Origin of the sequence: Paenarthrobacter sp. NPDC089988, assembly GCF_044748465.1 — a bacterium.
In the GTDB taxonomy this organism is placed as follows: Bacteria; Actinomycetota; Actinomycetes; order Actinomycetales; family Micrococcaceae; genus Arthrobacter.
On the sequence record NZ_JBIVGD010000002.1, the window covers coordinates 219494 to 245736 of the forward strand.

The following is a 26243-nucleotide window of genomic DNA, read 5'->3' on the forward strand; positions in this document are numbered from 1 at the left end:
AGTAACCCTGTCACAGGGGTACGACAGTTTTAGTGCGGCCTCGCGTGTGACCCTTCGGTGCCGGTTTCAACAAGCAAGTCTGCGGTCGTTCCGGGTAGAATCAATCCTCGTGGCTCTTACTATTGGCATCGTCGGACTGCCCAACGTCGGCAAATCAACCCTTTTCAACGCACTGACCCGCAACCAGGTGCTTGCTGCGAACTATCCCTTCGCAACCATCGAACCGAATGTCGGCGTCGTGAACCTGCCGGACCCGCGCCTGGCGAAGCTGGCCGAGATCTTCGGTTCGCAGAAGTTGCTGCCCGCGCCGGTGTCCTTCGTGGACATCGCCGGGATTGTGAAGGGCGCATCGGAGGGTGAAGGCCTGGGTAACAAGTTCCTCGCCAACATCCGCGAAGCCGAGGCGATTGCCCAGGTTGTCCGCGTCTTCGACGACCCCGACGTTGTGCACGTCGACGGCAAGGTGGACCCGCGCTCCGACATGGAGACCATCAACACCGAACTGATCCTGGCCGACCTCCAGACGATCGAAAACGCCATCCCGCGCATCGAAAAAGAAGTCAAGATCAAGAAGCGTGAAGCGGCCGAACTGAACGCCATCAAGGCTGCACAAGCTGTGCTCGAACGCGGCGACACCATCTTCTCGTCGATCAAGAGCGACAAGCTGGAGATGGGACACCTCAAGGAGCTCGGCCTCCTGACGGCCAAGCCCTTCATCTACGTCTTCAACGCCGACGAAGGCATCCTCGGCGACCCCGCCAAGCAGGATGAGCTGCGCGAGCTCGTTGCCCCCGCCGATGCGGTGTTCCTTGACGCCAAGCTTGAGGCTGACCTCGTCGAACTGGACGAGGAAGAAGCCCGCGAAATGCTGGAAATGAACGGGCAGAGCGAATCCGGGCTGGATCAATTGGCCCGCGTCGGCTTCCACACCCTTGGCCTGCAGACCTACCTGACCGCCGGCCCCAAGGAAACCCGCGCTTGGACCATCCGCCAAGGTGACACCGCTCCGCAAGCAGCCGGCGTGATCCACTCCGACTTCCAGCGCGGCTTCATCAAGGCCGAAGTTGTGTCCTTCGACGACCTCATCGATGCCGGCTCCATGGCTGAGGCCAAGTCTCGCGGCAAGGTCCGCATCGAAGGCAAGGAATACGTCATGGCCGACGGCGACGTGGTGGAGTTCCGCTTCAACGTGTGATTGAGGCCGTTTTCCCGCTTGCTTGTTGGGGTTAGGTTTGCCGAGTCCGCAAGGAGTCCGCAGAATTGCCGAGAGCGTGATCCATCATTGCGCCAGCGGCGGTTCTGGTGCGGTCCTCGGCAGTGGGCCAGAGGTGCGCGTAGGTATTCAGGGTGGTGGTTGCTTTCGAGTGGCCTAAGGCCCGCTGCACGGTCACAACGTCACAGCCAGCAGCAATCAAACCAGAAGCATAGTAGTGCCGCAGGTCATGGAGTCTCACAGCTTCAAGGCCTGCGGCCTTTACTGTTTTACGCCACCAATAGCCAGTGGTGTTCTGATGCGGAGGCAAGCCCTGGTCACCTAGGAATAACCACTGCTGCTGGCCGTGTACGCCGATCTGCTGAACGTGTGTCGCTAGAAGCTGCACCAACCCGTCCGGGATGTGAACGACGCGCTCAGAGCCGTATTTGGGCAGCGTGATGGAAACCTGCCCCTTGCCGGCCCGCTGTATCTGGCGCCGTACGTTGAGAGTCCTGCGCAGAAAGTCGATATCACTGAGCTGCACAGCCGCAGCTTCCCCGAGGCGTAGGCCTGCAAAGGCGCACATCGCAACAAACGGCTGAAACCACACCTCCGATGCGGCCATGAGCTTGCCGACATCTTCTGGCGACGGGATAGCCATGGCATACTCAGCCTTACGGGCGCGGGGGAGCGTCACTCCCTCAGCCGGATCCACGGCTAGTAACCGATCATTCTTTGCTCCGCGCAGCACCGAACGAACATTGTTGTAGCGCGTCTTTACTGTTCCTGGCGCCAAGCCGTCTTGGCTCATCTTTTTCACCCACGCCTCAACATGGGAGCGCTTGAGGCTTCGGAACTCGATGTCAGCGAACGTGCACGAGCGCACGGCTAAGCTCATAGCTTTCGTGGTTCCATCGGCCCATATTTGCCGGCCCGACCATTCAGCGAAGAAACTGGCAAGCGTGATCCGCCCAGACTTCGGATCCACGTAGCTGCCTGTAACGACAGACGCCGTCACTTCATCGAGCCACCGTTGAGCATCTATCTTCCGGGGGAAGTGCCGCGCATGTTCTTTGCCTGCGTCGTCTCTGTATCTGGCACGCCAAGAACCGTTGTCACGTTTCTGAATGCTAGCCATTTAGGAACCCCGAAAGATCGCGCTGAATGTCTAGCTCGTCGTTACCGTCTATTCCCCACGCGGCCAGCCAGTCGGCGCCGCGGGCGTTGATCGCCGCTGACAGCGCTTCATTGTAGACACGAACAGAGCCCTCCAAGCCGACTCTTTGAACTTCGAGAGATGTTGCAACCTTCTCCATCTCGCGCTTAAGTTCCACAATCGCGGACGCCTTGTTGTACACGCGAATCCTGAGTTCGTTGATGCGGGCAATCTCTGGGGGCAGAGTCTCACCCGCAAGGAGGCTCGGCAGGGGAACAGCCAAGATGTCACCCAACACGGCCAATTCCCCGACTGAAGTGGGGCGGGCCCCACGCTCTAACTTGGCGATCATGGTCTGGGACATTCCGTAGCCCAGGGTTGTCATCCTGGCCGCAAGGTCAGCCTGCGTCATGCCTAGCGCTGTGCGAAGTTCCCTTACCCGAGCCCCGAAGGCTCGCTCCGTCGCCTCACCTATACCTACCGGTCCATCAGTATTCTCCATGCGAATAGTGTATGTATTCCCCAGGGGGTTGACAACAATCTCAACATCCAGCCACAATAGTCTTACAAGAACTATTCTTCTTAGTTCCCAAACGACTAGGAGCGACATGACACCATCACCAACTACGTTGCTAACGCTAGGAGAAGCTGCGGAACGACTCCGCAAGTCAGAGGCGCAGCTACGTTGGATGATCCACCAAGGAACCGCACCAAAATCCGCCAAAATTGGGGGCCGTCGAGTATTCCGCGAGTCAGACGTTAGCGACTACATCGACGCAGCATTTGAGAACGCTGCTTGAGATGAGCCTTGACGAGTGGAAGGCAAAGTTCGCCGGCAGGCGCGTGAAGTATGTCGGAATGTCCGGTAAGGCAAACGGCCCTATCGGCAAGGTTTGGCGCGTAACTAGCCGGGGCGTATGGGTCACCTGGGAGAACGGCGAACGCCAACAGTGCCACCCAGAAGGACTGACCGTCATCGAATAGCACAAGTGGACTCAGAGCCACCATCAAGAGTGTTTGGCAGCCGGGGGGGCAGTCAAATACGGAATGCACAAAAAAGCGGGCCGAACCATGCAATTTGCCCTTGCAAGTCCAACCCGCCTGATCAATAACAACAAGAAATAGATAGGTTCTCACCGTTATGTCTTCTGCAATGACTCTAACCGATCCCTCGACCGATGTCTACGCAACGTGGCGTGACCACTTCGACCAAGCATCAAGCGTCACAGCTTCCGCACTGGCTGAGTTCCAGGAAGAAGTAAGCCACGCCCGATACGCGGAAACGGTGCTACGCCTCGCAAGGGCGAACAAGCTGGCGCCAGAACTGCTGACAGACGCCGCCTATACGGCATGGCTGGGCGCTGAGAACCCCAAGAAGGTAATGGCAGGCGGGCTGTGGGCTGAACTTTTCCGCCTCGCCTACAACTCCGACCACGAGTTCTTTGAGGGGCATCTCTGATGATCAGCAAGAAGATCACCATCGATGTTGCCCGCTTTGACCGCACCACCCGCGGATCCGTCGCCTATGACTCCGCTGAGCTGGATCGAGTCCATGCATGGGACATCTCCCGACTCCCACAAGGCTCCATCGTGGAAATTCGCGTCCACGGATACAGGCCGTTCCGGTTCCCTCGTGAATACGGCGGCATGGAGCGATTCCCAGATCCCCACGGTTGGGCGCGCCCGGACTTCAACCTGATCATCACCGCAGAGTCAGATGAAATTGCCTCGGCATGGGAATCACTCTTCCTGGATCACTTCGCCAGAGCACAGCAGCACAAGCCGGCAGCTTGATAGCGCCCAGGACTAGGGCCGGTGTGGAGATGAGCGCCCACACCGGCCCTTGCAAAACAACGGAACAGACCACATCAGACGCAAGGACTGAACTTGACCGACACGCAGCTCAACCCAACCCGCGACATTCCTGACTACTTTTGCGCCGACGCCTACGAAGACGAATCCCCCTCGAAGCTCAAGAAAGCATTCACTGGTTCCTGGCTCCTTGAACAGGTGTTCCCGGAACTTGTGTACGTAGTGGACGGCATCATTCCCGAAGGGCTCACGCTCCTTGTCGCAGCCCCGAAGATCGGCAAATCATGGCTCGTCCTGGGCATAGCCATTGCTATCAGCACCGGAAAGAAGGTGCTCGGCTGCGTTACAACCAAACCGGCTCCCGTGCTCTACCTCGCACTCGAAGACGGCCCACGGCGCCTGCAATCCAGGCTTCGGACCCTGGGCGTAACCAGCCTCAGCAACAGCCTCACATTCCTCACCGATGTTCCACGCGGTGACATGGTGGAAACCATTCGGGAATTCATGGACCGGCACCCCGGCAAGAACCCGCTAGTCATCCTGGACACTCTTGGTAAAGCAATGCCGTCCGCTGCGGGAAGCGAAACCCAGTACGACAGGGACTACCGGGTTATGGGCGCACTCAAGCGCCTCGCTGACGACAATCCCGGATCCAGCATCATCATCGTGCACCACACCCGCAAGATGGACGGCGCCGACTTCCTGGACGCGGTGAGCGGAACCCAGGGTATCGCCGGGGCAGCAGACACCATCGTCTTGCTCAAGCGTTCCCGCCACGAAACGCAAGCGCAGCTACAGGTGACCAGCAGGGACGCGGCAGAGGGTGAATACATCCTTGAACAAGCCGGAACGGGGAACTGGGTGCTCGTAGGCGGATCCCGCGCCGAAGCCGCGAAAGCAGCTATCGACGCCCGCACGACTGACGGCGTGAATGACCGCATGGCCGAAGTTATCCAAGTCGTCAACAAGTACCCCGAAGGCATGAAAGCCAAAGACGTTGCGACACTCCTACATCTGGACGACTCCACCGCCCGCGTCTACCTCCGCAGAGCATACGAAGCAGGCCGGATCAGCAACCCATCACGGGGCGTCTATACCCCTGTTACATCTGTTACAAGTGTTACTTCTGACCCGGAGCTATTCGAAGACGTAACACAAGAAACACATGTAACACCCCTATCTGGGGAAGCCGCATGACTGACGCCGAACTTGCCAGCTATTACCGCTTCCAAGCAATTCATTGGCGGAATCTCGCACTCACTTACCACCAAGCGCTCATGGCTTCGAAGAACACCCCTGAGACACATCACGGCAAAACCACGCTCCATAAAGACCCAACCGGGCACAAAGCCGCGGGAAACGTAGACCGCGAACGAAAGAACAGGAAGGCGGCACAGTAATGGCCGGATACGACTACAACCCCCACGCCGTCGAACTCTGGGACTGGCCCGCCCAAGCGACACTATGGCGCCAACGTGCCGAGCATGAAGCTTCACGGGCTCGGTATTGGCAGCGCAGATACGAAGCACTCGCCAACGGGCAGGAGGTTGCAGCGTGACAACCCCGGAACTTGCGTCTGCTTGTGGGAACCCTTGCCAGGAATGCCCCTTCCGCAAATCGAACGCGGGACGAGAGCACACCAGCGGGAATTACGACGATCAGTTCATCGTGGATTGGCGCGGCATCTCAAAGGGTGGCTTCTTCGCCTGCCATGTCTTCGCCCCTGACATCCATCTCCATGACGAACAGACGAAAGCCATGGGATACGTGACACCGGTTGAAACAGGGAAACGTCCCGAATGTGCGGGCGCAACTCTCGCTATCCTTCGGGAACTAACGATCGCGAAAACCTACCCCAGCCACAGCGCCTATCTAGAAGCCCGCACTACCGGCCTGTCTCGGGACGCGATTCAAACCATCTACGCCCGCATGAGGGGTGAACAGGGACCGCCCTTCATCGTCCCGGAAGGCTTCGACTCTGACCTCATCAGGGATCCGCAGTCGGACGTTGATGCGGACTCTCCATTCTGGGCTTTCGGCCTCGGAAATGTGGAGCGGATGTACAACGTCATGGGAGAACCAGCGTCGTATGAGGCCATGCACAAAGGTGCCTCGCTGCGACTAGCAGACGGTAATAGCACTGTTGTAGACGTTCAGATCAGGCCGCTCCTGGCAGCGATGAGCAATACAGGAATCCAAACCGTCAGCTCGTGCCAAGACTTCCGCGAAGTGATCGACGCGAAGTTCCCGGATCGTCTGCCGTTCCTGCTGAACCCAGACCCAGACGAGTTCTCCATGAACTACCGAAACGCGATGGAAACAGGTGGGGCATACGTGCGATTCACCACCACGACACAGCACGGACAAGCCTTCCTCAAGGCCGCTGCCGACATCGAATCCGTCACCACCCAACAAGCGGGTGACATCGCGCAACTTGATTTTCCGATGACCGCACTGCTCCAACTAACCGAACTCGCCAGCATCTCCACGAAAGGGAAACGTACGTGACCAGACGAACCAGAGTTGACCCGGCCACCACGGACGGACCCGCAGCCGCGGAACCCTGCTTCGAATGCCCGTGCCGAACCACCAACGAACACAAGCAGCTCACTCACGAAGTAAACGGCGTGAACGAGTTCGCCAAAATCTGGCGGGAAATCAGCCTCGAAGGCCGAACCTACGGATGCCACATGGCGCAACGCGAATGCGCCGGCACCGTCAACATGATCACCGCGGAACTCGTAAAGCTCCAACAAAGCGGCTCCTGGGAGAAATACCACCAGGAAAACCCCTTAGGGCTCTCCGAGGCAGTAATCCCGCACTTCCTCGATAAGACCCGCGGACGGTTACCGGGCGGCATTCCCGTAGCCGATCCGCAAAGCATCATCCGTGAAATTCTCGCAAGGCACAGAAACGGGAAAACAACATGAAGTTTGGCAATCCCTTCCGGGCTCACGCTGACCGCTATTGGCAGAACATCGACGGCGGCTACCGCACTTACTCCCGCGCCGGCATCCAGCAAAAACCTGACGGCACACACGAACCAGCCGTCATCATCTTCCGCGACAGGCACGTGCTATCCGTCCTCACCACAGAAGACGCCATACGACTCTCAAACGAAATCATCGACGCAACAGAAAGACCAGTAATCCAATGACCGAATGCAACTGCACTGACATCAAGCGAATCGTCATGTGCGAACTCCAGCGCGGAGACGGGCCATGCCTCAGCGAGACGCCAGAACCCGCGCAGACCACCCCGCCACCCGCCGAGCCCCTGGGGCTCGGATCCGACGCCCTTATCAACAGCGTTGCCGCAAAATTCGGCGGCGCCGAAATCGTCACAGAACTCTAAGGACAATCATTCATGACAACCATGATCGACCTCACCCACGCACTCATCCGCGAAATGCAGACTGTCACCGAAGCCGGCGGAAGTACCACGACCGGATACGAACAGATCCGCGACCGGTGGACAGCACTACTCACCCAGGAAACCACCGCAGCTACACGACTAGCGGACTCCATCATCAGCGGCGAAGACGGCAGCGCACTGTACTCACTCGCCCTGGCCGAAGAAGTAGGCCCGGAAATCATCGGCAAAGTACGGCTCAAAGTCGCCGAACAGATCTACCCTGCACTCCGCGACGAAATAGTCAAGGTCGCCGCAGCCAACTACGAAACCCTCCGCAGCGGCTTCAACAAGACCGCCGCGCAGCTCGTCGCGGACATGAACGCCGTGGACCCCGACAGCCGCCCCGAACAACTCATGACCGCCCCAACCAAAGCACGGCAAGCATGGGCAGAAGCACCAATCCACGCACTGGAACTCAACGGGCAGATCCCCGCGCTCGCCACAGCCGCGAAACTCGCAGGCCTGAATCTCCCCGGCAACGACGGGCACCTTCCACTCACCACCGACCCCGGCAACAAGCACCGCCGTCGCGTCTGGGAAGCGTGGGAAACCACGGACGGGCGAACAGGACGATGGGCAGCACTACACAAGCTCGGCGTAACCATCACCGCGCCACCGCTTGACCAGTACAAGCCATACCGCCGACCGGCTGACCTTGAGACAAGGTACAAGCCCGGACCCATGGGCGGACACTCGCCATACATCTACGATCCCGAAGACGTAGCAGCAGCCTAAGGGATGCATACGGGGCCGTGCCGTTGACCCCTAATGGCGCGGCCCCAGCACACGGACTCCCAACGACACCTGACAAAGGCCCCCACAGAGGCACCCACACCCCCAGGGGGAGGGACCTAGACGGGGCAGTGCGTCAGACCGCCGGTGAGGTGAAAAGAGTCCGCGGAGGGTTCAAAACTTTCGGGGTGGCGCGATGCCGCCTCACGTGTTCCCGCAGTTGGCGGGTTTTGCTTGAATGTAGGAGCCATTTTGGCTGTAGAGACAACTTTGCTCGGCTTTAAAAAACCGGACGGTGATGAGCCGGTTCGTCTAGGGAATGACGTTATATCTGCGAATGCGCAGACGGCTCAGGATCTGCTAGGTAATGCGCGCGCACGCTTAGTAAGCCTTGAAGCCCGCGCTGACTTTGATGGTGATCCACTTACGTTGAATGACTCGGCTGTTGCTGAGGCATTGGGTTCCGGATCAGAGTCTTCCGTTGTTTTGAACGAGGCGCTACGAGGTAAGGTTCCGCCACTAGTTGCCGAAGCTATCGCGAGTGACCCATCCGTGGCTGCTTCGGCTGCCGACATGGCCCAGTCCACGGCGGGTTTGGTCTTCACCAGTGACCCTCGGTTGCTTGACCCTGGGGAAGTGCCAGGGATTCTATTCGGAGTCGTGGGCAATGACGACAAGCAGACCGCCTTAATGCTGGGGTTCGATGGTGACCTGACACCCTACGCGGCTTCTCGCGTTGGCAAATCAGTTGGAGTCCAGGACGTTGCTCTTGACTCGGGAGAGCAGTTTGTTGTTGTGAACGAGAAGGATCAAGTGATCTTCCCAGACACGACATCTCAGGGTTCCAGCGTTTCACCGTTCCCGTCGCTTGATTGGGCGCACTGGGGCGACTCCATGACTGACAATGCGGTTACGGGCGTTGATGCGTGGGTTACGAAGCTGTCAGCGCTGACTGGCAGGAACCACTTTAACGGTGGCTGGTATCAGCAGACTGCGGCCCAGATTTCCGCGCGGCAGGGTGGGCAGCCGGCGATTGTTACCGTCTCCGGCAATGTCACAGCATCCAGCGGCAACACTGTCGTCACGTCCATCATTAACAAGCCGGTCCTTGCAAGTGGCACCAGGACGGTCCCAGGCACGCTAGCTGGTGTTCCGGGCGTAATCCGGGAACTCACCACGGGCAACGTGACCTTCACCCCGGATATCGCCGGCGTCTACCCAATCCCTGCCAAGTCCGTTTTCACACCGACCAACGGAAAGAACTACCGGGACCGGACCGCTACGATCTGGTCCGGCAGGAACGATGTCACCTGGTCTACACCCATCACGTCCGTTCTCGCCTCGATCCGTTCCTCAATCGACTACCTCTCTCCAAACGTGAAGCGCATCATCGTCATGGAAGTGGTCCCCACGGCAGGCGAGAGCGCAGACCGGAAGGCCTACTTGGCTGACTTGAACGCGGCTATCAAAGGCGCGTTTCCGGAGTTCTGGTTGGATATCGCAACGTACCTGAGGACTCAGGCGGCGGCTGACGCAGCAGGGATCACCTTCACCACGCAGGACAACACGGACATCGCGAACGGCTACACCCCAACGTCGTTTCGACTGCCGTCCGACTCAACTCACATCAACGCCGCAGGATGCACCGCCGTCGCAGCCCGCGTTTACCAAGAGGCACAGAATCGAGGCTGGTTGTAATGTCAAAACTCATCACCGCAGTTGGCGCAGTGGCGTCCAACACGGCACCACGCATCATCCGCACCCCTGGCGTGGGTGGTTACGCTTCGCGGTTCATCGCGAACCACATTGATGCCCCTGATGGTTCCGTTGTCAGCTCGTGGAACTCTGTAGCTGGCACAATTCCGGCAACCTTGGCCACTGCGGGCGGAACGCCCGCAGTGACCGTTGGCACCGAAAACGGGATACGGCACCTGTACTCTCCCGGAGGTACTACTGTCGGTGGGCGCCTGCTCAACCCTGTTCACACTGCGCAGAGGCCGATGACCATCGCAGCCGTATTCAAGGCAGCAGCAGGAGTTACAGACGTTGCAGCCATAACTGGAACCACGATGGGCCGTAGCACTACGGGCTACTACCAAGGCTCATCGGGCGGCCCAACTCTGACGAGTGTCAACCATGACGGCTGGATATTCATGATGGTTGCTCAGGCGGCGGATGCAGGGTTCTCCTACATCATCCGTGCCGACTCGACGGAGGTCACAGACCCCTCGGGCGTCACAGCAGTGCCCAGCTTCGGCGGCATCTACTTTGGCTCTGCTACAGCAAGCCAAGGGTCATACATTCGCGAGCTGATCTACTGGCCTACGCAGCTCAGCGTGACGGATAGGAACGCGGTCCACGCTTACATGAAGTCCCGCTACCCAGAACTTCAGTAAGCAAAGAGAAGCCCCCCACTCTCAAAGAGAGTGGGGGGCTTCTCTTTTTAATTGTCCTACTTTAGCGCCTCGGGCAAGTGGGTAGTTTCGTAGATAACCGGGGCCGTCTTCACTGAAAGTTTCTTGACGAGGCCAATCACGAGAGCGGGGATGCTGGTAGCTCCGGCAACCAGGGCGATCATGGCGATGCCCGCGAACTGAGAAACCAGGAAGGCAAACATGAGGACGAAGGCAGACGGGAATGCGATAACGGCGTAAATGAGTGGCGTGCTCCCTGGTCGTCTGCCTTGTTCTTTGTACACCGCAAGAGCTACACAGGTAGTTATGGCGCTAAGGATGAGCAGAACCACTACCAGTACGGTGAGAGTAGTGCCCGCGCTTCCGGTGACGCGTCCGAATGCAAGCAACAGAATTGCCGGCAGCACGACGCCTGCTATGGCTGTTATTGCCGAAATTTTGAAGAGTGTCCCCTGGCTTTTCATGTGCTCACTGTATCCGTGAGGTGACGTGTCTCATGTTTTATGCGATAAGTTACGCTGGCTACAAAGTTGGGACTCCCCGGCTATCATGCGAGGTATGCAAACTAAATACGAGACGAGATATTGCGTCGTGTGTAAGCGACATACTCTGTTCAAGATCGATTACATTCCCATGCCGACAAGGGCAGACGGGACAAAGGATCCCGACTACATCGATAGCGAGACGTGCACCGCTCACTAACCTGTAATCGTCCCGGTCACCGCTGTAAGACTTTGAGCCCTTTTTTGATCACCTTCCTACAACCGGTCAGGTAGTCCGGAGTAGGAATCTGGGTGGCGTCGGGTAGAGCCTAGTGTTTGGGCAATAGAGTGTTGTGTCACGGGTTGTCAGCGCGTCTCAGGCAGTCTGTACGGTCGCCTGCATGAATATCCCCGACAATGAACGATTCCGAACCATCCTAGAAGTGGCAGCACTGTTCAGCATCAGCCGCTCTACAGCCTTCCGACTCAAGAAGTCCCAGGCATGGCCTCACCATCAGTTCGGCACCGAAATCAGGTTCTCACCCGAGGACGTGGAAGCGATCACGGCAATGAATCGCAAGACACCGCCACAGAAGACCTCCCGGCCTGCGCCGAGGATTCCAAAGCGGGGCCAACCGCCAAGGGTCCCCAAGAGAGCATAAAGGGCTCAGTAGTCCGCAGAAAGTCCGCAAGAGGTCCGCAAGAGGACGATTCAGCGCTGTGTCAGCCAATCGCTCAAAGCGCTAGAATCCGGCGATCCCAACGCCTCGCGACATCGCGCGGGTATATAAGGTACGTTCCGCTTCAACGTCTAGTCTTACGAGCCAACATGGCCCCGGTCCTGCTGAGAGATCAGCAGGACCGGGGCTCTTTCTTGCCCAAGAACAGTCCTGTCCCACCGAGTTGTCCACATAGCGCCATGGAACGCCTCTCAGCGGCCACCTACTTGGCAATACTGGGCAAATGGGAATCAGATATTACGCATTTGCCTTCGACGGAGATATGACTGATCGGGTACTCGCCGACCCAAGAAGTGTTATGTCATCGGATCCACTCGCAGATGCCTGGGGGTTCGAATCAGGAGCTGAGGTCGGTTTTCCCACTTTCGAACAATCCAAACCTGAGCGCGACATGCTCTACTTGGACAAGGCATGGAGGGAACTGCAGGCTTTCACTGCCCCGTCCAGGACAGGAGCGGATGCAAGACCGGCCTTTCGCATGTTCGAGGGCGAGGTAACCATGCATTATGACGGCTGGGAATCATGGATTCGGGTGCTGCCACCGATGGATGTGCCGGCAATCGCCCGAGACTTGAGCGACATCACTGACGCAGAGTTGGGAAACTGGTTGCAGGGTTCCTTGCGTTTCCAGAGGGACTCGAACGTCTCCTACGCCGTTGACTACCTGCAGCGGGCGCGGGCTTTCGTCAATGATCTGGCGGCCTCCGACCGTGGCTTTGTTTATCTCATTGGTTAGCCTGGGACGACGGTATATCACGCGATATTATGGCGGTATGGGCAATGCCGTGAGGGAACTCCGTGAGGCTGCCGGAATCAGCCAGGGTGAGTTGGCCCGGCGCTCCGGAGTGGCGCAGCCAAACATTGCGGCGTACGAATCGGGCCGCCGCAAGGCATCCCGGGGGATGCTGGATCGTCTTCGTGCCGCTGCGCGTCCCTTGCCGCACGTGGTCCTTGCCTTGCGGGCACAGGAGCTACGTGAATTGGCCGACCGTTATGGATTCAGCAACGTTCGCGTCTTTGGGTCGGCCGCACGTGGAACCGATGGTCCGGGGAGTGACCTGGACATCCTGGTGACTCGTCCGGAGGGCATCGGACTGTTGACGGTGGCCGCGTTCGCCGTCGCAGCAACTGAATTGCTGGGAGTCGAGGTCGATGTCGTCACGGACGGCGGGCTGCGTGCAGATCACGAAATCCTGACGACGGCGGTCGCAGTGTGAATCAACGGGACGCTGCCGCGCTGAAGGAGATACTCCGACTCTGCCATGTCGGAGCCGATCTGGTTGCCCGTGGGCATCGTTGGTACACCTCCGATCCGGACAACGTTCCAGGTCTCGCGGCGGAGTCCCTGATCATCAAGATAGGGGAGAACGTGGCCCGGATCAGCGCGGAAACCGCCATGAAGCATCCCGAGGTGCCGTGGTCGCTTATCAAACGCATGAGGGATCGCCTGGCCCATCACGACGAAGGCACCGACTACGAGGCCGTTTGGGACACCCTCATGATTGACCTTCCCGCAATTGGGAGATACCTCGAGTCCCTGGACGGCGCCTAGCACGTAAGCCCCGGTTCAGCTGAAGAAACCAGCGTGGACCGGGGCTATTTCTTGCCCGAAACAGTCCTGTCCTGCTGTCAGACAGCGAATATTACCACCGAGTAGCCTTTGACTTGAAATCCCCGGCAAATTAGGCAAGTGGAGGTTGCGGAACGGTTACAGTTTGGCTGGTTTGTTCCAACATCCGGACACAATGTGGGTAGGCTTACACTCACATGTAGGCAACGTCACAGTAGGAATCTGTGCCTGCGCCTGGGGGAAATCACGAAACTTCCCCTGATCAACTCCACGACTCATAGGAGGCGGAATGCGTTTCTCGCGCACTTCCAAAGCTCTAGGCGTAGCGGCGATCGTCGCCCTCGCAATGACTGGTTGCGGCGGTGGCTCCGGCAGCAACACGAACAGTTCAGCCGCGGTCGATCCGAACAAGGTCATCACCGCTTACAGCAACGAACCGCAGAACCCGCTGCTTCCCGCCAACACCAACGAGGTGTACGGAGGCCGCGTAGTCGAACTGCTCTTCGAGGGCCTTCGCACGTACGACGCCGACGGCAAGCCGGTCAACGCTTTGGCTGAGTCCATTGAGACCACCGACTCACAAAACTGGACCATCAAGGTGAAGTCCGGTTCCAAGTTCACCAACGGCGAGGCCATTACGGCCAAGACGTTTGTTGACTCGTGGAACTTTGCTGCGCTGAGCACCAACCTCCAGAACAATGGCTTCTTCTTCGAGTCCATCGAGGGCTACGCCGATGTCAGCGCGGTCACTGAGACCACGGGCGCCGACGGCAAAAAGACCTCGACTCCGGCACCCACCGCTCAGACCATGTCGGGCCTGGTAGCCAAGGACGACTCCACGATCACCGTAAAGCTCGCTCAGCCTGAGGCCGACTGGTCGCTGCGGTTGGGCTACTCGGCATTCTTCCCGCTTCCCTCCGAGGCGCTTAAGGACTCGAAGAAGTTCGGCGAGAACCCGATTGGTAACGGCCCGTACAAGATGGCGAAGGAAGGGGCCTGGGTACACGACCAGTCCATCTCCCTGGTCAAGAACGCCGACTACACAGGTCCGCGTGCTGCCAAGAACGGTGGCGTGACCTTCAAGTTCTACACCGACCCGGGCCCCGCATACACGGACCTGCAGGCCGACAACCTTGATATCACCGACGTCATCCCGTCCAACGCGCTGAAGACCTACACCACGGACTTCCCGGACCGGAACTCCACCAAGCCGGTGGCAACCGACTCCACGCTGAACATCCCGCCGTACAACCCGAACTTCCAGGGAGAAGCCGGCAAGCTCCGCCGTCAGGCACTTTCCTACGCGATCAACCGCGATGAGATTGCGAAGGTTGTCTTCAGCGGTACGCGTACCCCGGCCAAGGCCTTCGCCCCGCCAGTCATCGACGGTTTCAAGGCAGACCTCAAGGGCAGTGAAGTGCTCAACTTCGACGCCGCCAAGGCCAAGGACCTGTGGGCCCAGGCTGAGAAGATCAAGCCTTACGACGGATCCAAGCCGCTCCTCATCGCCTCCAACACTGATGGCGGAAACAAGGAATGGATCGAAGCCGTGGCAAACGGTTTCAAGAACAATCTCGGCATCGAGGCTGAAATCCAGCCGTTCGCCAAGTTCGCCGAAGTCCTGGACCTGCGCAAGTCGCAGTCTCTCCCGGGCCTGACCCGTGCAGGCTGGCAGGGCGACTACCCGTCGCTCTACAACTTCCTCGGCCCGGTTTGGGCAACCAACGCTTCCTCCAACTACGAGAAGTACTCGAACCCTGAGTTCGACAAGCTCCTCAAGGAAGGCCTGGCGGCCAAGTCCACCGAGGAAGCCAACGCAAAGTTCAACCAAGCACAGGAAGTCCTGTTCCAGGACCTTCCCGGTCTCCCACTGTGGGACCAGGCTCGTGCGATCGTGTGGAGCAACAACGTCATCTCGGCCGAAACCGGCTGGAACGGTGGCATTCGCTACTTCAACATCGAAGCGAAGTAATCCGCAGGATCTGAGCTTGCCGTAAGGCAATGGGGGTCCGGCTTCGAAGCCGGGCCCCCATTCGCCTGCTGCGGCAGGAAGGTAGAAATGACACCCCATCGATTAATCAACGGAAAGAGGTGACCCTGTGGTTCGCTACATTCTTCGTAGACTTCTTCAGGTGATCCCGGTCTTCCTAGGGACCACCCTTCTTGTGTACTACATGGTCTTCGCACTTCCCGGCGACCCTATCGCTGCACTGTTTGGTGACCGCCAGCCACCGCAAAGTGTCATCGACGCTTTGCGTGCTCAATACAATCTGGACCAACCGTTCTGGGTCCAGTACGGGATCTTCCTCAAGAACCTGTTCACGTTCAATCTTGGGGTCGACTTCACCCAGCAGCCCATCGCAGCAGCGCTGGCCAGGGCGTTCCCCGTAACCGCCATGCTTGCGATTGAAGCAATCATTATCCAGGCCGTCTTTGGCGTTGCATTTGGCGTTTTCGCAGGACTCCGCAAGGGCAAGCTATTTGATTCCACGGTCCTGGTTACTTCCCTCATCGTCATTGCCGTGCCTACATTCGTGTTGGGCTTCGTATTCCAACTCGTCTTTGGTGTCCAACTCGGCTGGGCCAAGCCGACCGTGGGTGGCAACGCCGATTGGGGCAATCTGCTTCTTCCGGCCATTGTCCTCGGGCTGGTGTCCTTCGCCTACGTTCTGCGTCTGACCCGGGCCTCGGTCATCGAAAACATGAATGCCGACTACGTTCGTACGGCTACTGCCAAGGGCCTTTCCCGGCCCCGCGTCGTGATGGCGCATATCCTCCGCAACTCTTTGATTCCGGTTGTCACCTACCTTGGTGCCAACCTTGGTGGACTCATGGGCGGAGCAATTGTCACCGAGGGCATCTTCAACGTTCCCGGCATTGGCAACAAGCTGTATCAGGCCGTCTTGCGAGGCGAAGGACCTACAGTCGTGGCGATCGTCAGCGTTCTCGTCCTCGTCTTCGTGGCGGCCAACCTGCTTGTCGACCTCCTATACGCCTGGCTTGACCCGAGGATCCGCTATGACCAGTAACCGAGAACACTTCGTCGCTCCCGTCGACGAGACTCCCCTTCAAGCCACCGACTCTGTCAAGGTGGACGAAGCTCCTTTGAGCTTATGGGCTGACGCATGGCGCAAGTTGCGCCGCCGGCCGATGTTTATCGTTTCGTCTTTGCTTATCCTTTTCTTGACCTTTGTGGCGATCTTCCCCGGTGTTTTCACCAGTGTTGCTCCCAACAATGACTGCCAGCTGGCCAATTCCGAGGGAGGTCCGACGGCGGGGCACCCCTTCGGCTTCACCCTTCAGGGTTGTGATGTTTTCTCCCGCGTGGTTCACGGTACACAGGCTTCCTTGTCTGTAGGTGTGCTCTCGGTATTGTGCGTTCTGGTCATTGGTGTCACCTTGGGCGCTCTGGCCGGGTACTACGGTGGTTGGCTGGATGCCGTTCTGGCACGTTTGGGTGACATTTTCTTCGCGCTGCCGCTCATTTTGGGTGCGCTCGTCATTACGCAGCTGCCGTTGTTCCGGGAGAACCGGAGCGTCTGGACGGTGGTATTGGTCATATCGCTGTTGGCCTGGCCACAAATGGCGCGAATTACCCGTGGTGCGGTAATTGAGGTGCGGAATGCCGACTTCGTCACAGCTGCCCGTTCGCTGGGCGTGTCAAAGTTCGGTGCACTCGTTCGCCACGCATTGCCCAACGCCTTGGCACCGGTCATTGTCTTGGCAACGCTGGAACTGGGCGTCTTCATCGTCGCCGAAGCAACGCTGTCCTTCTTGGGTATCGGATTGCCTCCGGGCATCATGTCCTGGGGTAACGACATCGCCGGTGCGCAGGCTTCCATCCGGACAAATCCGTCCATCCTGCTTTTCCCGGCAGCAGCCTTGTCCATCACCGTCCTGAGCTTCATCATGCTTGGCGACGCCGTCCGCGATGCTCTTGATCCCAAGAGCCGTCAGCGCTAAGGAGGCGAACATGACTTCAGCCAACATCAGCATCGATGAAGCCACGGCTACGGCCAGGCCAATTCTGGAAATCAAGGACCTCGCCATTACCTTCAAGACCGGTTCCGGTGAGGTAAAGGCTGTCAAGAACGCCCACCTGACCATCATGCCGGGCGAAACGGTCGCCATCGTGGGGGAGTCCGGTTCGGGCAAATCGACGACGGCGCTCGCCGCCATTGGTCTGTTGCCGAACAACGGCCGGGTTTCGGGCGGGCAGATCCTGCTCGACGGCGAGGACATCGCCCATGCGCCCGAGAAGCGGATGATCGAACTTCGCGGCAGCCACATCGGCATGGTTCCACAGGACCCCATGTCCAACCTGAACCCTGTGTGGAAGATCGGATACCAAGTACGTGAGACGCTCAAGGCCAACGGGCGTCCCGACGGTCCGGAGGACGTGGCCCGTGCACTCGCCGAGGCCGGCCTACCGGACGCTGCCCGTCGGGCCAAGCAGTATCCCCATGAGTTCTCGGGAGGCATGCGTCAGCGTGCTCTGATCGCGATCGGCCTGAGCTGCCAGCCGAAGCTGCTCATCGCCGACGAGCCGACATCCGCGTTGGATGTCACGGTCCAGCGGAAGATCCTGGACCACCTGGACACTATGACCACCGAGCTGGGGACGTCGGTGCTGCTCATTACCCACGACCTCGGCCTTGCTGCCGAACGCGCGGACAAAGTAGTGGTCATGTACCAAGGCAACGTGGTGGAAGCCGGTCCGTCGCTTGAACTGCTCCGGAACCCGCAGCACCCGTACACCAAGCGATTGGTGGAATCTGCGCCTTCGCTGGCCTCCCGCCGTATCCAGGTGGCCAAGGAACAAGGTGTCGAAGCCGAGGACCTGCTGGCACCGACCGCGGCGGCAGAAAGCCGTGCCATGGACGATGTCCTGCAAATCAAGGACCTCCGAAAGGTGTACAAGCTGCGCCAAGGGCTGGGCCAGGCGACGGACTTCGCGGCCGTCGATGGTGTCAGCTTCAACGTCAAGCGGGGCACCACTACCGCGATTGTGGGTGAGTCGGGTTCCGGCAAATCCACGGTTGCCAAAATGGTGCTCCAGTTGGAGAGCCCCACGGAGGGCCAGATCGTGTTCGACGGCGTCGACACGGCAGGCCTGAAGGGCAAGGAACTGTTCAAGTTCCGGCGCCGCGTGCAACCGATCTTCCAGGATCCTTATGGCTCCCTGGACCCGATGTACAACATCTTCCGAACCATCGAAGAACCGCTCCGGGTCCACAAGATCGGCAACGCGGCCAGCCGCGAAAAGAAGGTCCGGGAGCTGCTGGACCAGGTTGCCTTGCCGCAGACCACCATGCAGCGGTACCCGAACGAACTCTCGGGTGGGCAACGGCAACGCATCGCCATCGCGCGTGCTTTGGCGCTCGACCCCGAGGTCATCATCTGTGATGAGGCTGTGTCCGCTCTGGACGTCCTGGTCCAGGCCCAGGTACTGAACCTTCTGGCGGAACTGCAGGACAACCTCGGCTTGACCTACTTGTTCATCACCCACGACCTCGCGGTGGTGCGGCAGATCGCCGATCACGTGTGCGTCATGGAGAAGGGCAAGCTTGTGGAAACGGGGAGCACCGACGAGGTGTTCGACAACCCGAAGCAGGCCTACACCCAGGCTCTGCTGGATGCCATCCCCGGTGGCTCCCTACTGCTGCCCCCGGCGGTGGCCTGACCGCCGTCGTACTCCACGGCAGTCGCACTAAAGCGAAGAGCCGGTGGTCCCCAAAAGGGAACCACCGGCTCTCGCCGTCAACGGAAGTGACTACTGGCTTGGTGCCGGGGTGTCCGTCTCCGTCCGCGGCTGCAGGCCCAGGGAAGCCAGTTGGCCGGCGAGGACTTTGCCCAGCTTTTCATGGCCGGAGGGCTTCATGTGTACACCGTCCTGGAGGTCCTTGACGGCGTCGTACCGGGTCAGCCAGTCTCCGGCGCTGACGAACGGGATGTTGTTCTTGGCCGCAACCCGGCTCAGCAAGGCATCCACTTCGGTACGCCGTCCGCCACCGTTATCGGCACCCTTGGCCAAGGTACCGATCATGGCCAGGCGCGAACCGGGGTAGCGCTTCTTGAGCACGGCGAGGAGGCGTTCGGCGTTGGTGGAGATCTGCGCGTCGGTGGCTTTCTGGGCGGCGTCGTTGCCACCACCCTGGACCACGATCAGCGGGGGAGCCCCGTAGGGCAGGACCCAGTCGCCGCGCTGGAGGGCGTCGATGTAGTTTCCTGTCTTGGATGTTGAGGCGACGAAGCCCGTGCCACCCATGCCGGCGACATAGAGCTTGTAGCCGAGTGCTGCGACGCCGCGCTGGGGCCATGAGTCCTTCGGCTGCGACTGCGAATCGCCAATCAGGACCGCCGTGTGCCTGACGTCGGCGAGGATGATCTCGTTGCGGTCATTGGCCGGGTTCCGGTACAGCGAACCCACCGGAAGATCCGGTGAAGGTGACGCCGAAGGAAGCCCTTGCGGCTTCTGGGCGGCCGCCGTGGCAGCCGCGACAGGTGCGGGCGAGCCCGATGAAAGGGTAGGGGATGGCGTATTTGTCCCGCAGCCTACCGACAGAACGCCCACGGCGATCAACGGTGCGAACAAGCGGAACATGGCCGAAGCTTTTCGCATCGATTTTCTCCGAAGGGCACTGGTTCCTGCAGACATCATGGGGCATGCCAGAGGGAAAATCCAGCGTCTTGACATGAACTTTCGCAAAACCTGAGCAAGCGTGAGGGAAGGCACATTCACTCGCAGGATGCCTTGCCTTTTAGGCCCACTCATGCTGGTGCGTTTAGAATAGCCATAGGTGCCCTGTGTCCCGGGGTCTTTTCGTTGTGTGTTCCGGTCCGGAAGATCAGGTATGCGCGCGGATGAAAACAGCTGACTTCACCACTGAAACGAGTCATAAACGCATGTCTGAAACTACCGTTAACACTGCGTCGCGGAGCGATCTGCGCAACGTCGCGATCGTTGCACACGTTGACCACGGCAAGACCACCCTGGTCGATGCCATGCTCAAGCAGACCAACTCCTTCGCTGCCCATGGCGAGGTTGAGGACCGCGTCATGGACTCCGGCGACCTGGAGCGTGAAAAGGGCATCACCATCCTCGCCAAGAACACGACCGTTGCCTACAACGGCCCGTCGTCAAACGGCGAGACCATCACCATCAACGTCATCGACACCCCCGGCCACGCCGACTTCGGTGGCGAGGTGGAGCGCGGCCTGTCCATGGTTGACGGCGTCGTGCTGCTGGTTGACTCCTCCGAGGGTCCGCTGCCCCAGACCCGCTTCGTCTTGCGCAAGGCCCTCGCGGCGCACCTGCCGGTGATCCTGCTGGTCAACAAGACCGACCGTCCTGACGCCCGCATCGACGAGGTTGTCCACGAGTCCATGGACCTCCTCCTTGGCCTGGCTTCGGACCTCGCTGACGAGGTTCCGGACCTGGACCTGGACAAGGTCCTTGAGGTTCCCGTGGTCTACGCCGCCGCCAAGGTTGGCCGCGCTTCCCTGGAGCAGCCTGCCAACGGCTCCGCTCCGGAGAACGAAGACCTTGAGCCGCTGTTCAAGACCATCATTGAGCACATCCCGGCACCGACGTACAACCCGGACGGTGTCCTGCAGGCACACGTGACCAACCTGGACGCTTCCCCGTTCCTTGGCCGCCTCGCCCTGCTCCGCATCTACAACGGCACGCTGCGCAAGGGCCAGCAGGTTGCCTGGGCACGCCAGAACGGTGAGCTGAAGACCGTCAAGATCACCGAACTCCTCGCCACCAAGGCCCTGGAGCGCGTTCCGGCAGAGTCCGCCGGCCCGGGTGAGATCGTGGCCGTTGCCGGTATCGAGGACATCACCATTGGTGAAACCCTCACGGACGTGGAGAACCCCGAGCCGCTGCCGCTCATCACCGTGGACGATCCCGCGATCTCCATGACCATCGGTATCAACACCTCCCCGCTGGCCGGCAAGGTCAAGGGTGCCAAGGTCACGGCCCGCCAGGTGAAGGACCGCCTGGACAAGGAACTCATCGGTAACGTCTCCATCAAGGTCCTCCCCACCGAGCGTCCCGACGCCTGGGAAGTCCAGGGCCGTGGCGAGCTCGCCCTGGCCATCCTCGTGGAACAGATGCGTCGCGAAGGCTTCGAACTGACCGTAGGCAAGCCGCAGGTTGTTACCCGCACGGTTGACGGCAAGCTGCACGAACCCATGGAGCACATGACCATCGACGTCCCCGAAGAGTACCTCGGTGCCGTCACCCAGCTCATGGCCGCTCGCAAGGGCCGCATGACCAACATGGCCAACCACGGTACCGGCTGGTGCCGTATGGAGTTCATCGTTCCTGCCCGTGGCCTGATCGGTTTCCGCACCCGCTTCCTCACGGACACCCGTGGTGCCGGTATCGCTGCTTCCATCTCCGAAGGCTACGAGCCGTGGGCCGGTCCGATCGAATACCGTACCAACGGTTCGATGGTTGCCGACCGCGCAGGCGTTGTGACGCCGTTCGCCATGATCAACCTCCAGGAGCGCGGTTCCTTCTTCGTGAAGCCCACCTCCGAGGTTTACGAAGGAATGATCGTGGGCGAGAACTCCCGCGCTGACGACATGGACGTGAACATCACCAAGGAAAAGAAGCTCACCAACATGCGTGCAGCTTCCTCGGATTCCTTCGAGAACCTGACCCCGCCGCGCGAGCTGACCCTTGAAGAGTCGCTCGAATTCGCCCGTGAGGACGAGTGCGTCGAGGTCACGCCGGAGGACATCCGTATCCGCAAGGTCATCCTGGACTCCAACGAGCGTGCCAAGGCCAACCGCGCCCGCGCCAAGGCGTAGTGTCCAACAGCCCGGAGCAGTAGTTTGAACAAGAGAGTCGCCAGTGCGGCCCGTGGCATTGCCATGGCCGTGCTGGCGGCTCTTTTTGTCGCAGTAGCCGGAACGGTACTGCACCGGCAAAGTGTGGTGATTTCCGGCGTCGAGCTTTACTGGGGAGCCGGCGCCGCCCTGCTCCTGCTCGCTACGGTCCAACTGTGGTTGGTGGCGTGGTCGGCTTCGGTGATTCCGACGGCGGTAGCCGGCCTTGTTGCCTATGCCACCGTTGGGTTGTTGTCCTCTGGCGGGCCTGACAAGCGCTTGGTGCTCGGCGACCTGCCGGGAAACGTATGGGTCTTTGGCATTGCCGGTGTGACCTTGTTGATGCTTGTGGTCGCGGCCTGGCTGTTGGCCAGGTGGAAAGCGGCCCTCAGGGACGGTTAACGGCGGACCGCCGGGGTGGCGGTGGCGGAACCTGCTTGGCCGCGATCACCATGGCAAGCGGAATTTCGACGTCGGAGGTCCGGGTCCGCACGGTGCAACTGTTTCCGTTGGCTGCCACCAAGTAGCCCAGCGCATCCGTCAGACCTTCCTCGATCTTGTACCGGACCACCACGCGGGTACCTGGTTCTGCGGTGAGGAGGAATTGTCTGGGCGGCAAATGCGGGGGAGTCACCGATTCATACTAAGACGCGGGCTAGGTTGGCGTCACAGCCCTGTTGGATAATAGGCTCGGAAGTTCAGTGCCCGGCATGGAGCCGGCCGTATTAACCCGGCCTTCGCCGGGACAAACCGTTGAGAGGTCTGGGACGTGACGTACGTAATCGCGCAGCCGTGTGTGGATGTCAAGGACAAGGCATGTATTGAAGAATGCCCTGTCGACTGCATTTACGAAGGTGAGCGTTCCCTCTACATCCACCCCGACGAATGCGTCGACTGCGGTGCCTGCGAGCCCGTGTGCCCGGTGGAAGCCATCTACTACGAGGATGACACCCCAGAAGAGTGGGCCGACTACTACAAGGCCAATGTGGAGTTCTTCGACGACCTTGGCTCGCCCGGCGGCGCTGCGAAGATCGGCAACACCGGTAAGGACCACCCGTTCATTGCCGCGCTGCCGCCGCAGAACCAAGACCACTAAGGGCGGTTGCACCCTTGATCTCCGCGGCACCGGCTTTCGGCCTTAACCTGCCTGACTACCCGTGGGAAGCCATGGCGCCCTACGCTGCCACGGCTGCGAAGCACCCTGGCGGTGCAGTGAACCTGTCCATCGGCACGCCCGTGGATCCCACGCCGGGCCTCATCCGTGATGCCCTCGCAGCGGCTTCTGACGCCCACGGCTACCCCACTGTCCACGGAACCGAGCCGTTGCGGCAGGCCGTGGTTGATTGGTTTGCCACCCGACGCGGGGTTCCGGGGCTTGATCCCCGCGACGTCATGCCAACCGTAGGCTCCAAGGAACTGGTGGCTTGGCTCCCGTTCCTGCTCGGCCTGGGAAGTGGCGACGTTGTGGTCAGGCCGACTGTAGCCTATCCGACCTACGACATCGGGGCGATGCTCGCCGGAGCCACCGCCGTGGCCGCGGACAACCTGGATGAACTGGACGCTGCCACCCGTGCCAAGGTGCGGCTGGTGTGGATCAATTCTCCGGGGAATCCCACCGGAAGCGTGCGCGGTGTTGAGTCCCTGCGTGAAATCGTCGGCCAGGCCCGTGAAGTCGGTGCCGTCGTGGCCTCCGACGAATGCTATGCCGAGCTCGGCTGGGGCGAATGGGATGCGCAGCGGGGCGGCGAAGCAGTGCCGAGCGTACTGGATCCCCGGGTCACGGGCGGTTCCACCGATGGGCTGTTGAGTGTCTACTCCCTCAGCAAGCAGTCAAACCTCGCCGGGTACCGGGCAGCCTTCGTTGCCGGAGACTCCGCGATCATGGCCAACCTGGTCAACAGCCGCAAGCATGCCGGGATGATTGTCCCTTTCCCGGTCCAGGAAGCGATGCGTGTGGCTCTTGGGGACTCCGGGCATGTGCTGGCGCAAAAGGATCTCTACCGCAGCCGGCGTGAACGGATCGTTCCGGCGCTTGAGAAGTTCGGCCTGCAGATCCACGAGTCGAAGGCCGGGCTGTACCTCTGGTCCACGGCCGGTGAAGCCACATGGGACACGGTGGCGCGCTTTGCGGATTTGGGCATCGTAGTGGGTCCCGGTGTTTTCTACGGCGACGCGGGCAACGGCTTCATCCGCGTGGCCCTGACCGGTTCCGACGAACGCATTGACGCTGCCGTGGAGAGGTTAAACTCAGCCTCATAACGATGCTGTGACTTGCAGCACAAACGCTGTGTTTCCGCCAGTAACCAGACGGCACGGATTAGTTCCGGGGGGTTACTGGCGGTAACTTTTTAATTGACTATCAATGGTGGCCTTCAATAAGAAAGCACTTCGGCCGTTGGAGCCCTGCAACAGTGGGGCCGAATGCGGCGTCACCAAGAGTTGGTTGGACAAGCGTTCTATAGAGGCCCAGAGGCCTCATGAAGGGGACTCCATGACTGAGACCACCAGCGCGACACTGCGCCATGCCGGCGGCGAACTCGAACTGCCGCGCATCAAGGTTGTAGAAGGAAACGAAGGTTATGACGTTTCCAAGCTGCTGAAGCAGACGGGCGCCGTTGCCTATGACCCCGGCTTCATGAACACAGCCGCCACCACGTCGGCCATCACCTACATCGACGGAGACGCAGGCATCCTGCGGTACCGCGGTTACCCGATCGAGCAGTTGGCCCAGCACTCAAGCTTCCTGGAAGTTTCCTACCTGCTGATCTACGGCAACCTCCCCACCCCCACCGAACTGGAAGAGTTCGATCAGCGCATCCGCCGCCACACGCTCCTCCACGAGGAACTGAAGGGCTTCTTCGGCGGCTTCCCCCGCGACGCGCACCCCATGCCCGTTCTCTCCTCGGCCGTTTCCGCGCTGTCCACCTTCTACCAGGACTCGCTGGATCCGTTCAACGCGGAGCACGTGGAGGTTTCCACCATCCGCCTCATGGCCAAGCTTCCGGTCATCGCGGCGTACGCCCACAAGAAGTCCATCGGCCAGCCCATGCTGTACCCGGACAACTCCATGAACCTCGTGGAGAACTTCCTCCGCCTGAGCTTCGGCCTTCCGGCTGAGCAGTACGAGCTGGACCCGGTTGTGGTCAAGGCGCTGGACCTCCTGCTCATCCTGCACGCGGACCACGAGCAGAACTGCTCCACCTCCACTGTGCGCCTGGTGGGCTCGTCCAACGCGAACCTCTTCGCGTCGGTATCCGCCGGCATCAACGCCCTCTTCGGTCCCGCCCACGGTGGCGCCAACGAGGCCGTCCTCAAGATGCTCCGCCAGATCCAGGCCGACGGCATCAAGCCCGAGGACTACATGGAGAAGGTCAAGAACAAGGAAGACGGCGTCCGCCTCATGGGCTTCGGACACCGCGTCTACAAGAACTACGATCCCCGCGCCAAAATCATCAAGGCCACGGCCCACGAGGTCCTCGGGAAGCTTGGCGGCAACGACGAACTGCTGGACATCGCCATGCGCCTCGAAGAGAAGGCCCTCGCGGACGACTACTTCATCCAGCGCAAGCTGTACCCGAATGTCGACTTCTACACCGGCCTCATCTACAAGGCGATGGGCTTCCCGGAGAAGATGTTCACCGTGCTCTTTGCCATTGGCCGGCTTCCGGGCTGGATTGCCCAGTGGCGCGAAATGATCAACGATCCCCAGACCAAGATCGGCCGTCCGCGGCAGCTCTACACGGGGGAGCCGGAGCGCAATTACCCGGCCAACTAATACGGCAATAACGACGTCGGGGGGCCCCCCCCCCCGGGGGGGGGGGGGGGGGGGGGGGCAATAAGCGCGGGCGCAAGCCCCCCGCCACCCAACCCGCGGGCCCCGAAGCCCC

32 protein-coding genes are annotated in these 26243 nt (G+C 60.1%); 27 read left to right on the top strand and 5 right to left on the bottom strand.

All coding sequences use genetic code 11. From position 1 onward, the window contains the following. The first annotated feature begins 109 nt into the window (after positions 1-109). Positions 110-1195, top strand: a complete 1086-nt coding sequence (ychF, locus tag ACIPV6_RS04290) for a redox-regulated ATPase YchF (protein ID WP_397322155.1) — start codon at positions 110-112, stop codon at positions 1193-1195. Positions 1196-1226: 31 nt separating this feature from the next. On the opposite strand, the gene ACIPV6_RS04295 is transcribed toward ychF, so the two are convergent. Both ACIPV6_RS04295 and ACIPV6_RS04300 read right to left on the bottom strand, forming a co-directional pair. Beyond that, a complete protein-coding gene (locus ACIPV6_RS04295) occupies positions 1227-2183 on the bottom strand; it encodes a tyrosine-type recombinase/integrase (protein ID WP_400269678.1) in 957 nt (318 codons plus the stop codon). A 142-nt stretch (positions 2184-2325) separates the two neighbouring features. Continuing rightward, positions 2326-2961: a helix-turn-helix domain-containing protein gene (locus ACIPV6_RS04300; protein ID WP_400269679.1), complete on the bottom strand. Its 636-nt coding sequence runs from the start codon at positions 2959-2961 to the stop codon at positions 2326-2328. On the opposite strand from ACIPV6_RS04300, the gene ACIPV6_RS04305 reads away from it, so the two are divergent. From ACIPV6_RS04305 to ACIPV6_RS04370, 14 genes are all read left to right on the top strand, one after another. Beyond that, positions 2960-3151: a helix-turn-helix transcriptional regulator gene (locus ACIPV6_RS04305; protein ID WP_400269680.1), complete on the top strand. Its 192-nt coding sequence runs from the start codon at positions 2960-2962 to the stop codon at positions 3149-3151. The two genes, ACIPV6_RS04300 and ACIPV6_RS04305, sit on opposite strands and share 2 nt — an antisense overlap. Before the next feature lies 1 nt (position 3152). Further along, on the top strand, positions 3153-3335 hold the full coding sequence (locus tag ACIPV6_RS04310) for a hypothetical protein (protein ID WP_400269681.1): 183 nt from the start codon (positions 3153-3155) through the stop codon (positions 3333-3335). A 169-nt stretch (positions 3336-3504) separates the two neighbouring features. Then, on the top strand, positions 3505-3810 hold the full coding sequence (locus ACIPV6_RS04315; RefSeq protein ID WP_400269682.1) for a hypothetical protein: 306 nt from the start codon (positions 3505-3507) through the stop codon (positions 3808-3810). Further along, on the top strand, positions 3810-4145 hold the full coding sequence (locus ACIPV6_RS04320; protein WP_400269683.1) for a hypothetical protein: 336 nt from the start codon (positions 3810-3812) through the stop codon (positions 4143-4145). Before ACIPV6_RS04315 ends, ACIPV6_RS04320 begins: the two co-directional genes overlap by 1 nt. A gap of 93 nt (positions 4146-4238) precedes the next feature. Beyond that, positions 4239-5360, top strand: a complete 1122-nt coding sequence (locus ACIPV6_RS04325) for an AAA family ATPase (protein WP_400269684.1) — start codon at positions 4239-4241, stop codon at positions 5358-5360. Then, a complete protein-coding gene (locus ACIPV6_RS04330; RefSeq protein ID WP_400269685.1) occupies positions 5357-5563 on the top strand; it encodes a hypothetical protein in 207 nt (68 codons plus the stop codon). Before ACIPV6_RS04325 ends, ACIPV6_RS04330 begins: the two co-directional genes overlap by 4 nt. Continuing rightward, positions 5563-5721, top strand: coding sequence for a hypothetical protein (locus tag ACIPV6_RS04335; protein ID WP_400269686.1), 159 nt, complete (start codon positions 5563-5565; stop codon positions 5719-5721). The genes ACIPV6_RS04330 and ACIPV6_RS04335 overlap by 1 nt, the downstream gene beginning before the upstream one ends. Next, positions 5718-6671, top strand: coding sequence for a hypothetical protein (locus ACIPV6_RS04340; protein WP_400269687.1), 954 nt, complete (start codon positions 5718-5720; stop codon positions 6669-6671). Before ACIPV6_RS04335 ends, ACIPV6_RS04340 begins: the two co-directional genes overlap by 4 nt. 119 nt (positions 6672-6790) lie before the next feature. Continuing rightward, the gene (locus tag ACIPV6_RS04345) at positions 6791-7093 is read left to right on the top strand and encodes a hypothetical protein (RefSeq protein ID WP_400269688.1); all 303 of its coding nucleotides are present in this window, start codon (positions 6791-6793) and stop codon (positions 7091-7093) included. Continuing rightward, positions 7090-7320 carry a hypothetical protein gene (locus ACIPV6_RS04350; RefSeq protein ID WP_400269689.1) on the top strand — a complete coding sequence of 77 codons (231 nt, stop codon included), beginning with the start codon at positions 7090-7092 and terminating at the stop codon, positions 7318-7320. Before ACIPV6_RS04345 ends, ACIPV6_RS04350 begins: the two co-directional genes overlap by 4 nt. Then, on the top strand, positions 7317-7517 hold the full coding sequence (locus ACIPV6_RS04355) for a hypothetical protein (protein ID WP_400269690.1): 201 nt from the start codon (positions 7317-7319) through the stop codon (positions 7515-7517). Before ACIPV6_RS04350 ends, ACIPV6_RS04355 begins: the two co-directional genes overlap by 4 nt. Before the next feature lie 12 nt (positions 7518-7529). Further along, the gene (locus ACIPV6_RS04360; protein ID WP_400269691.1) at positions 7530-8312 is read left to right on the top strand and encodes a hypothetical protein; all 783 of its coding nucleotides are present in this window, start codon (positions 7530-7532) and stop codon (positions 8310-8312) included. A gap of 891 nt (positions 8313-9203) precedes the next feature. Further along, on the top strand, positions 9204-10007 hold the full coding sequence (locus ACIPV6_RS04365; protein ID WP_400269692.1) for a hypothetical protein: 804 nt from the start codon (positions 9204-9206) through the stop codon (positions 10005-10007). Next, positions 10007-10705, top strand: coding sequence for a hypothetical protein (locus ACIPV6_RS04370; RefSeq protein WP_400269693.1), 699 nt, complete (start codon positions 10007-10009; stop codon positions 10703-10705). The genes ACIPV6_RS04365 and ACIPV6_RS04370 overlap by 1 nt, the downstream gene beginning before the upstream one ends. Positions 10706-10761: 56 nt before the next feature. Here the strand turns inward: ACIPV6_RS04370 and ACIPV6_RS04375 are convergent, their stop codons facing one another. After that, positions 10762-11187 carry a hypothetical protein gene (locus tag ACIPV6_RS04375; protein ID WP_400269694.1) on the bottom strand — a complete coding sequence of 142 codons (426 nt, stop codon included), beginning with the start codon at positions 11185-11187 and terminating at the stop codon, positions 10762-10764. Between the two features lie 981 nt (positions 11188-12168). Between ACIPV6_RS04375 and ACIPV6_RS04380 the strand changes: the two genes are divergently transcribed. The 7 genes from ACIPV6_RS04380 to ACIPV6_RS04410 all read left to right on the top strand — a co-directional run bounded on the left by ACIPV6_RS04380 (position 12169) and on the right by ACIPV6_RS04410 (position 19198). Continuing rightward, entirely contained in the window at positions 12169-12681 is a 513-nt protein-coding gene (locus tag ACIPV6_RS04380) for a hypothetical protein (protein WP_400269695.1), read from the top strand. A gap of 37 nt (positions 12682-12718) precedes the next feature. Further along, positions 12719-13162: a nucleotidyltransferase domain-containing protein gene (locus ACIPV6_RS04385; protein WP_400269696.1), complete on the top strand. Its 444-nt coding sequence runs from the start codon at positions 12719-12721 to the stop codon at positions 13160-13162. After that, entirely contained in the window at positions 13159-13497 is a 339-nt protein-coding gene (locus tag ACIPV6_RS04390) for a DUF86 domain-containing protein (protein WP_400269697.1), read from the top strand. Before ACIPV6_RS04385 ends, ACIPV6_RS04390 begins: the two co-directional genes overlap by 4 nt. 307 nt (positions 13498-13804) lie before the next feature. Continuing rightward, positions 13805-15487, top strand: a complete 1683-nt coding sequence (locus ACIPV6_RS04395; RefSeq protein ID WP_400269698.1) for an ABC transporter substrate-binding protein — start codon at positions 13805-13807, stop codon at positions 15485-15487. A 127-nt stretch (positions 15488-15614) separates the two neighbouring features. Continuing rightward, positions 15615-16544 carry an ABC transporter permease gene (locus ACIPV6_RS04400; protein WP_400269699.1) on the top strand — a complete coding sequence of 310 codons (930 nt, stop codon included), beginning with the start codon at positions 15615-15617 and terminating at the stop codon, positions 16542-16544. Next, entirely contained in the window at positions 16534-17478 is a 945-nt protein-coding gene (locus tag ACIPV6_RS04405; protein ID WP_400269700.1) for an ABC transporter permease, read from the top strand. Before ACIPV6_RS04400 ends, ACIPV6_RS04405 begins: the two co-directional genes overlap by 11 nt. A gap of 10 nt (positions 17479-17488) precedes the next feature. After that, positions 17489-19198 (top strand): ABC transporter ATP-binding protein, encoded by a 1710-nt coding sequence (locus ACIPV6_RS04410; protein ID WP_400269701.1) that lies wholly within the window; start codon positions 17489-17491, stop codon positions 19196-19198. A 90-nt stretch (positions 19199-19288) separates the two neighbouring features. Here ACIPV6_RS04410 and ACIPV6_RS04415 read toward each other — a convergent pair whose 3' ends face one another. Then, positions 19289-20119 (bottom strand): SGNH/GDSL hydrolase family protein, encoded by an 831-nt coding sequence (locus ACIPV6_RS04415; protein ID WP_400269702.1) that lies wholly within the window; start codon positions 20117-20119, stop codon positions 19289-19291. A 302-nt stretch (positions 20120-20421) separates the two neighbouring features. Here ACIPV6_RS04415 and typA point away from each other — a divergent pair, with 302 nt between their 5' ends. Together typA and ACIPV6_RS04425 are read left to right on the top strand one after the other, a co-directional pair. After that, entirely contained in the window at positions 20422-22338 is a 1917-nt protein-coding gene (gene typA / locus ACIPV6_RS04420) for a translational GTPase TypA (RefSeq protein ID WP_400269703.1), read from the top strand. A gap of 24 nt (positions 22339-22362) precedes the next feature. After that, on the top strand, positions 22363-22758 hold the full coding sequence (locus ACIPV6_RS04425; protein ID WP_400269704.1) for a hypothetical protein: 396 nt from the start codon (positions 22363-22365) through the stop codon (positions 22756-22758). Here the strand turns inward: ACIPV6_RS04425 and ACIPV6_RS04430 are convergent. After that, positions 22745-22990, bottom strand: a complete 246-nt coding sequence (locus tag ACIPV6_RS04430) for a hypothetical protein (protein WP_400269705.1) — start codon at positions 22988-22990, stop codon at positions 22745-22747. The two genes, ACIPV6_RS04425 and ACIPV6_RS04430, sit on opposite strands and share 14 nt — an antisense overlap. Before the next feature lie 135 nt (positions 22991-23125). On the opposite strand from ACIPV6_RS04430, the gene fdxA reads away from it, so the two are divergent. The 3 genes from fdxA (at position 23126) to ACIPV6_RS04445 (ending at position 26131) form a co-directional block, all read left to right on the top strand. Then, positions 23126-23452, top strand: a complete 327-nt coding sequence (fdxA, locus tag ACIPV6_RS04435; protein ID WP_018776555.1) for a ferredoxin — start codon at positions 23126-23128, stop codon at positions 23450-23452. Between the two features lie 14 nt (positions 23453-23466). Then, positions 23467-24615: a succinyldiaminopimelate transaminase gene (dapC, locus tag ACIPV6_RS04440; RefSeq protein ID WP_400269706.1), complete on the top strand. Its 1149-nt coding sequence runs from the start codon at positions 23467-23469 to the stop codon at positions 24613-24615. 232 nt (positions 24616-24847) lie between these two features. Continuing rightward, a complete protein-coding gene (locus ACIPV6_RS04445; protein ID WP_387434892.1) occupies positions 24848-26131 on the top strand; it encodes a citrate synthase in 1284 nt (427 codons plus the stop codon). Positions 26132-26243 lie beyond the last annotated feature (112 nt).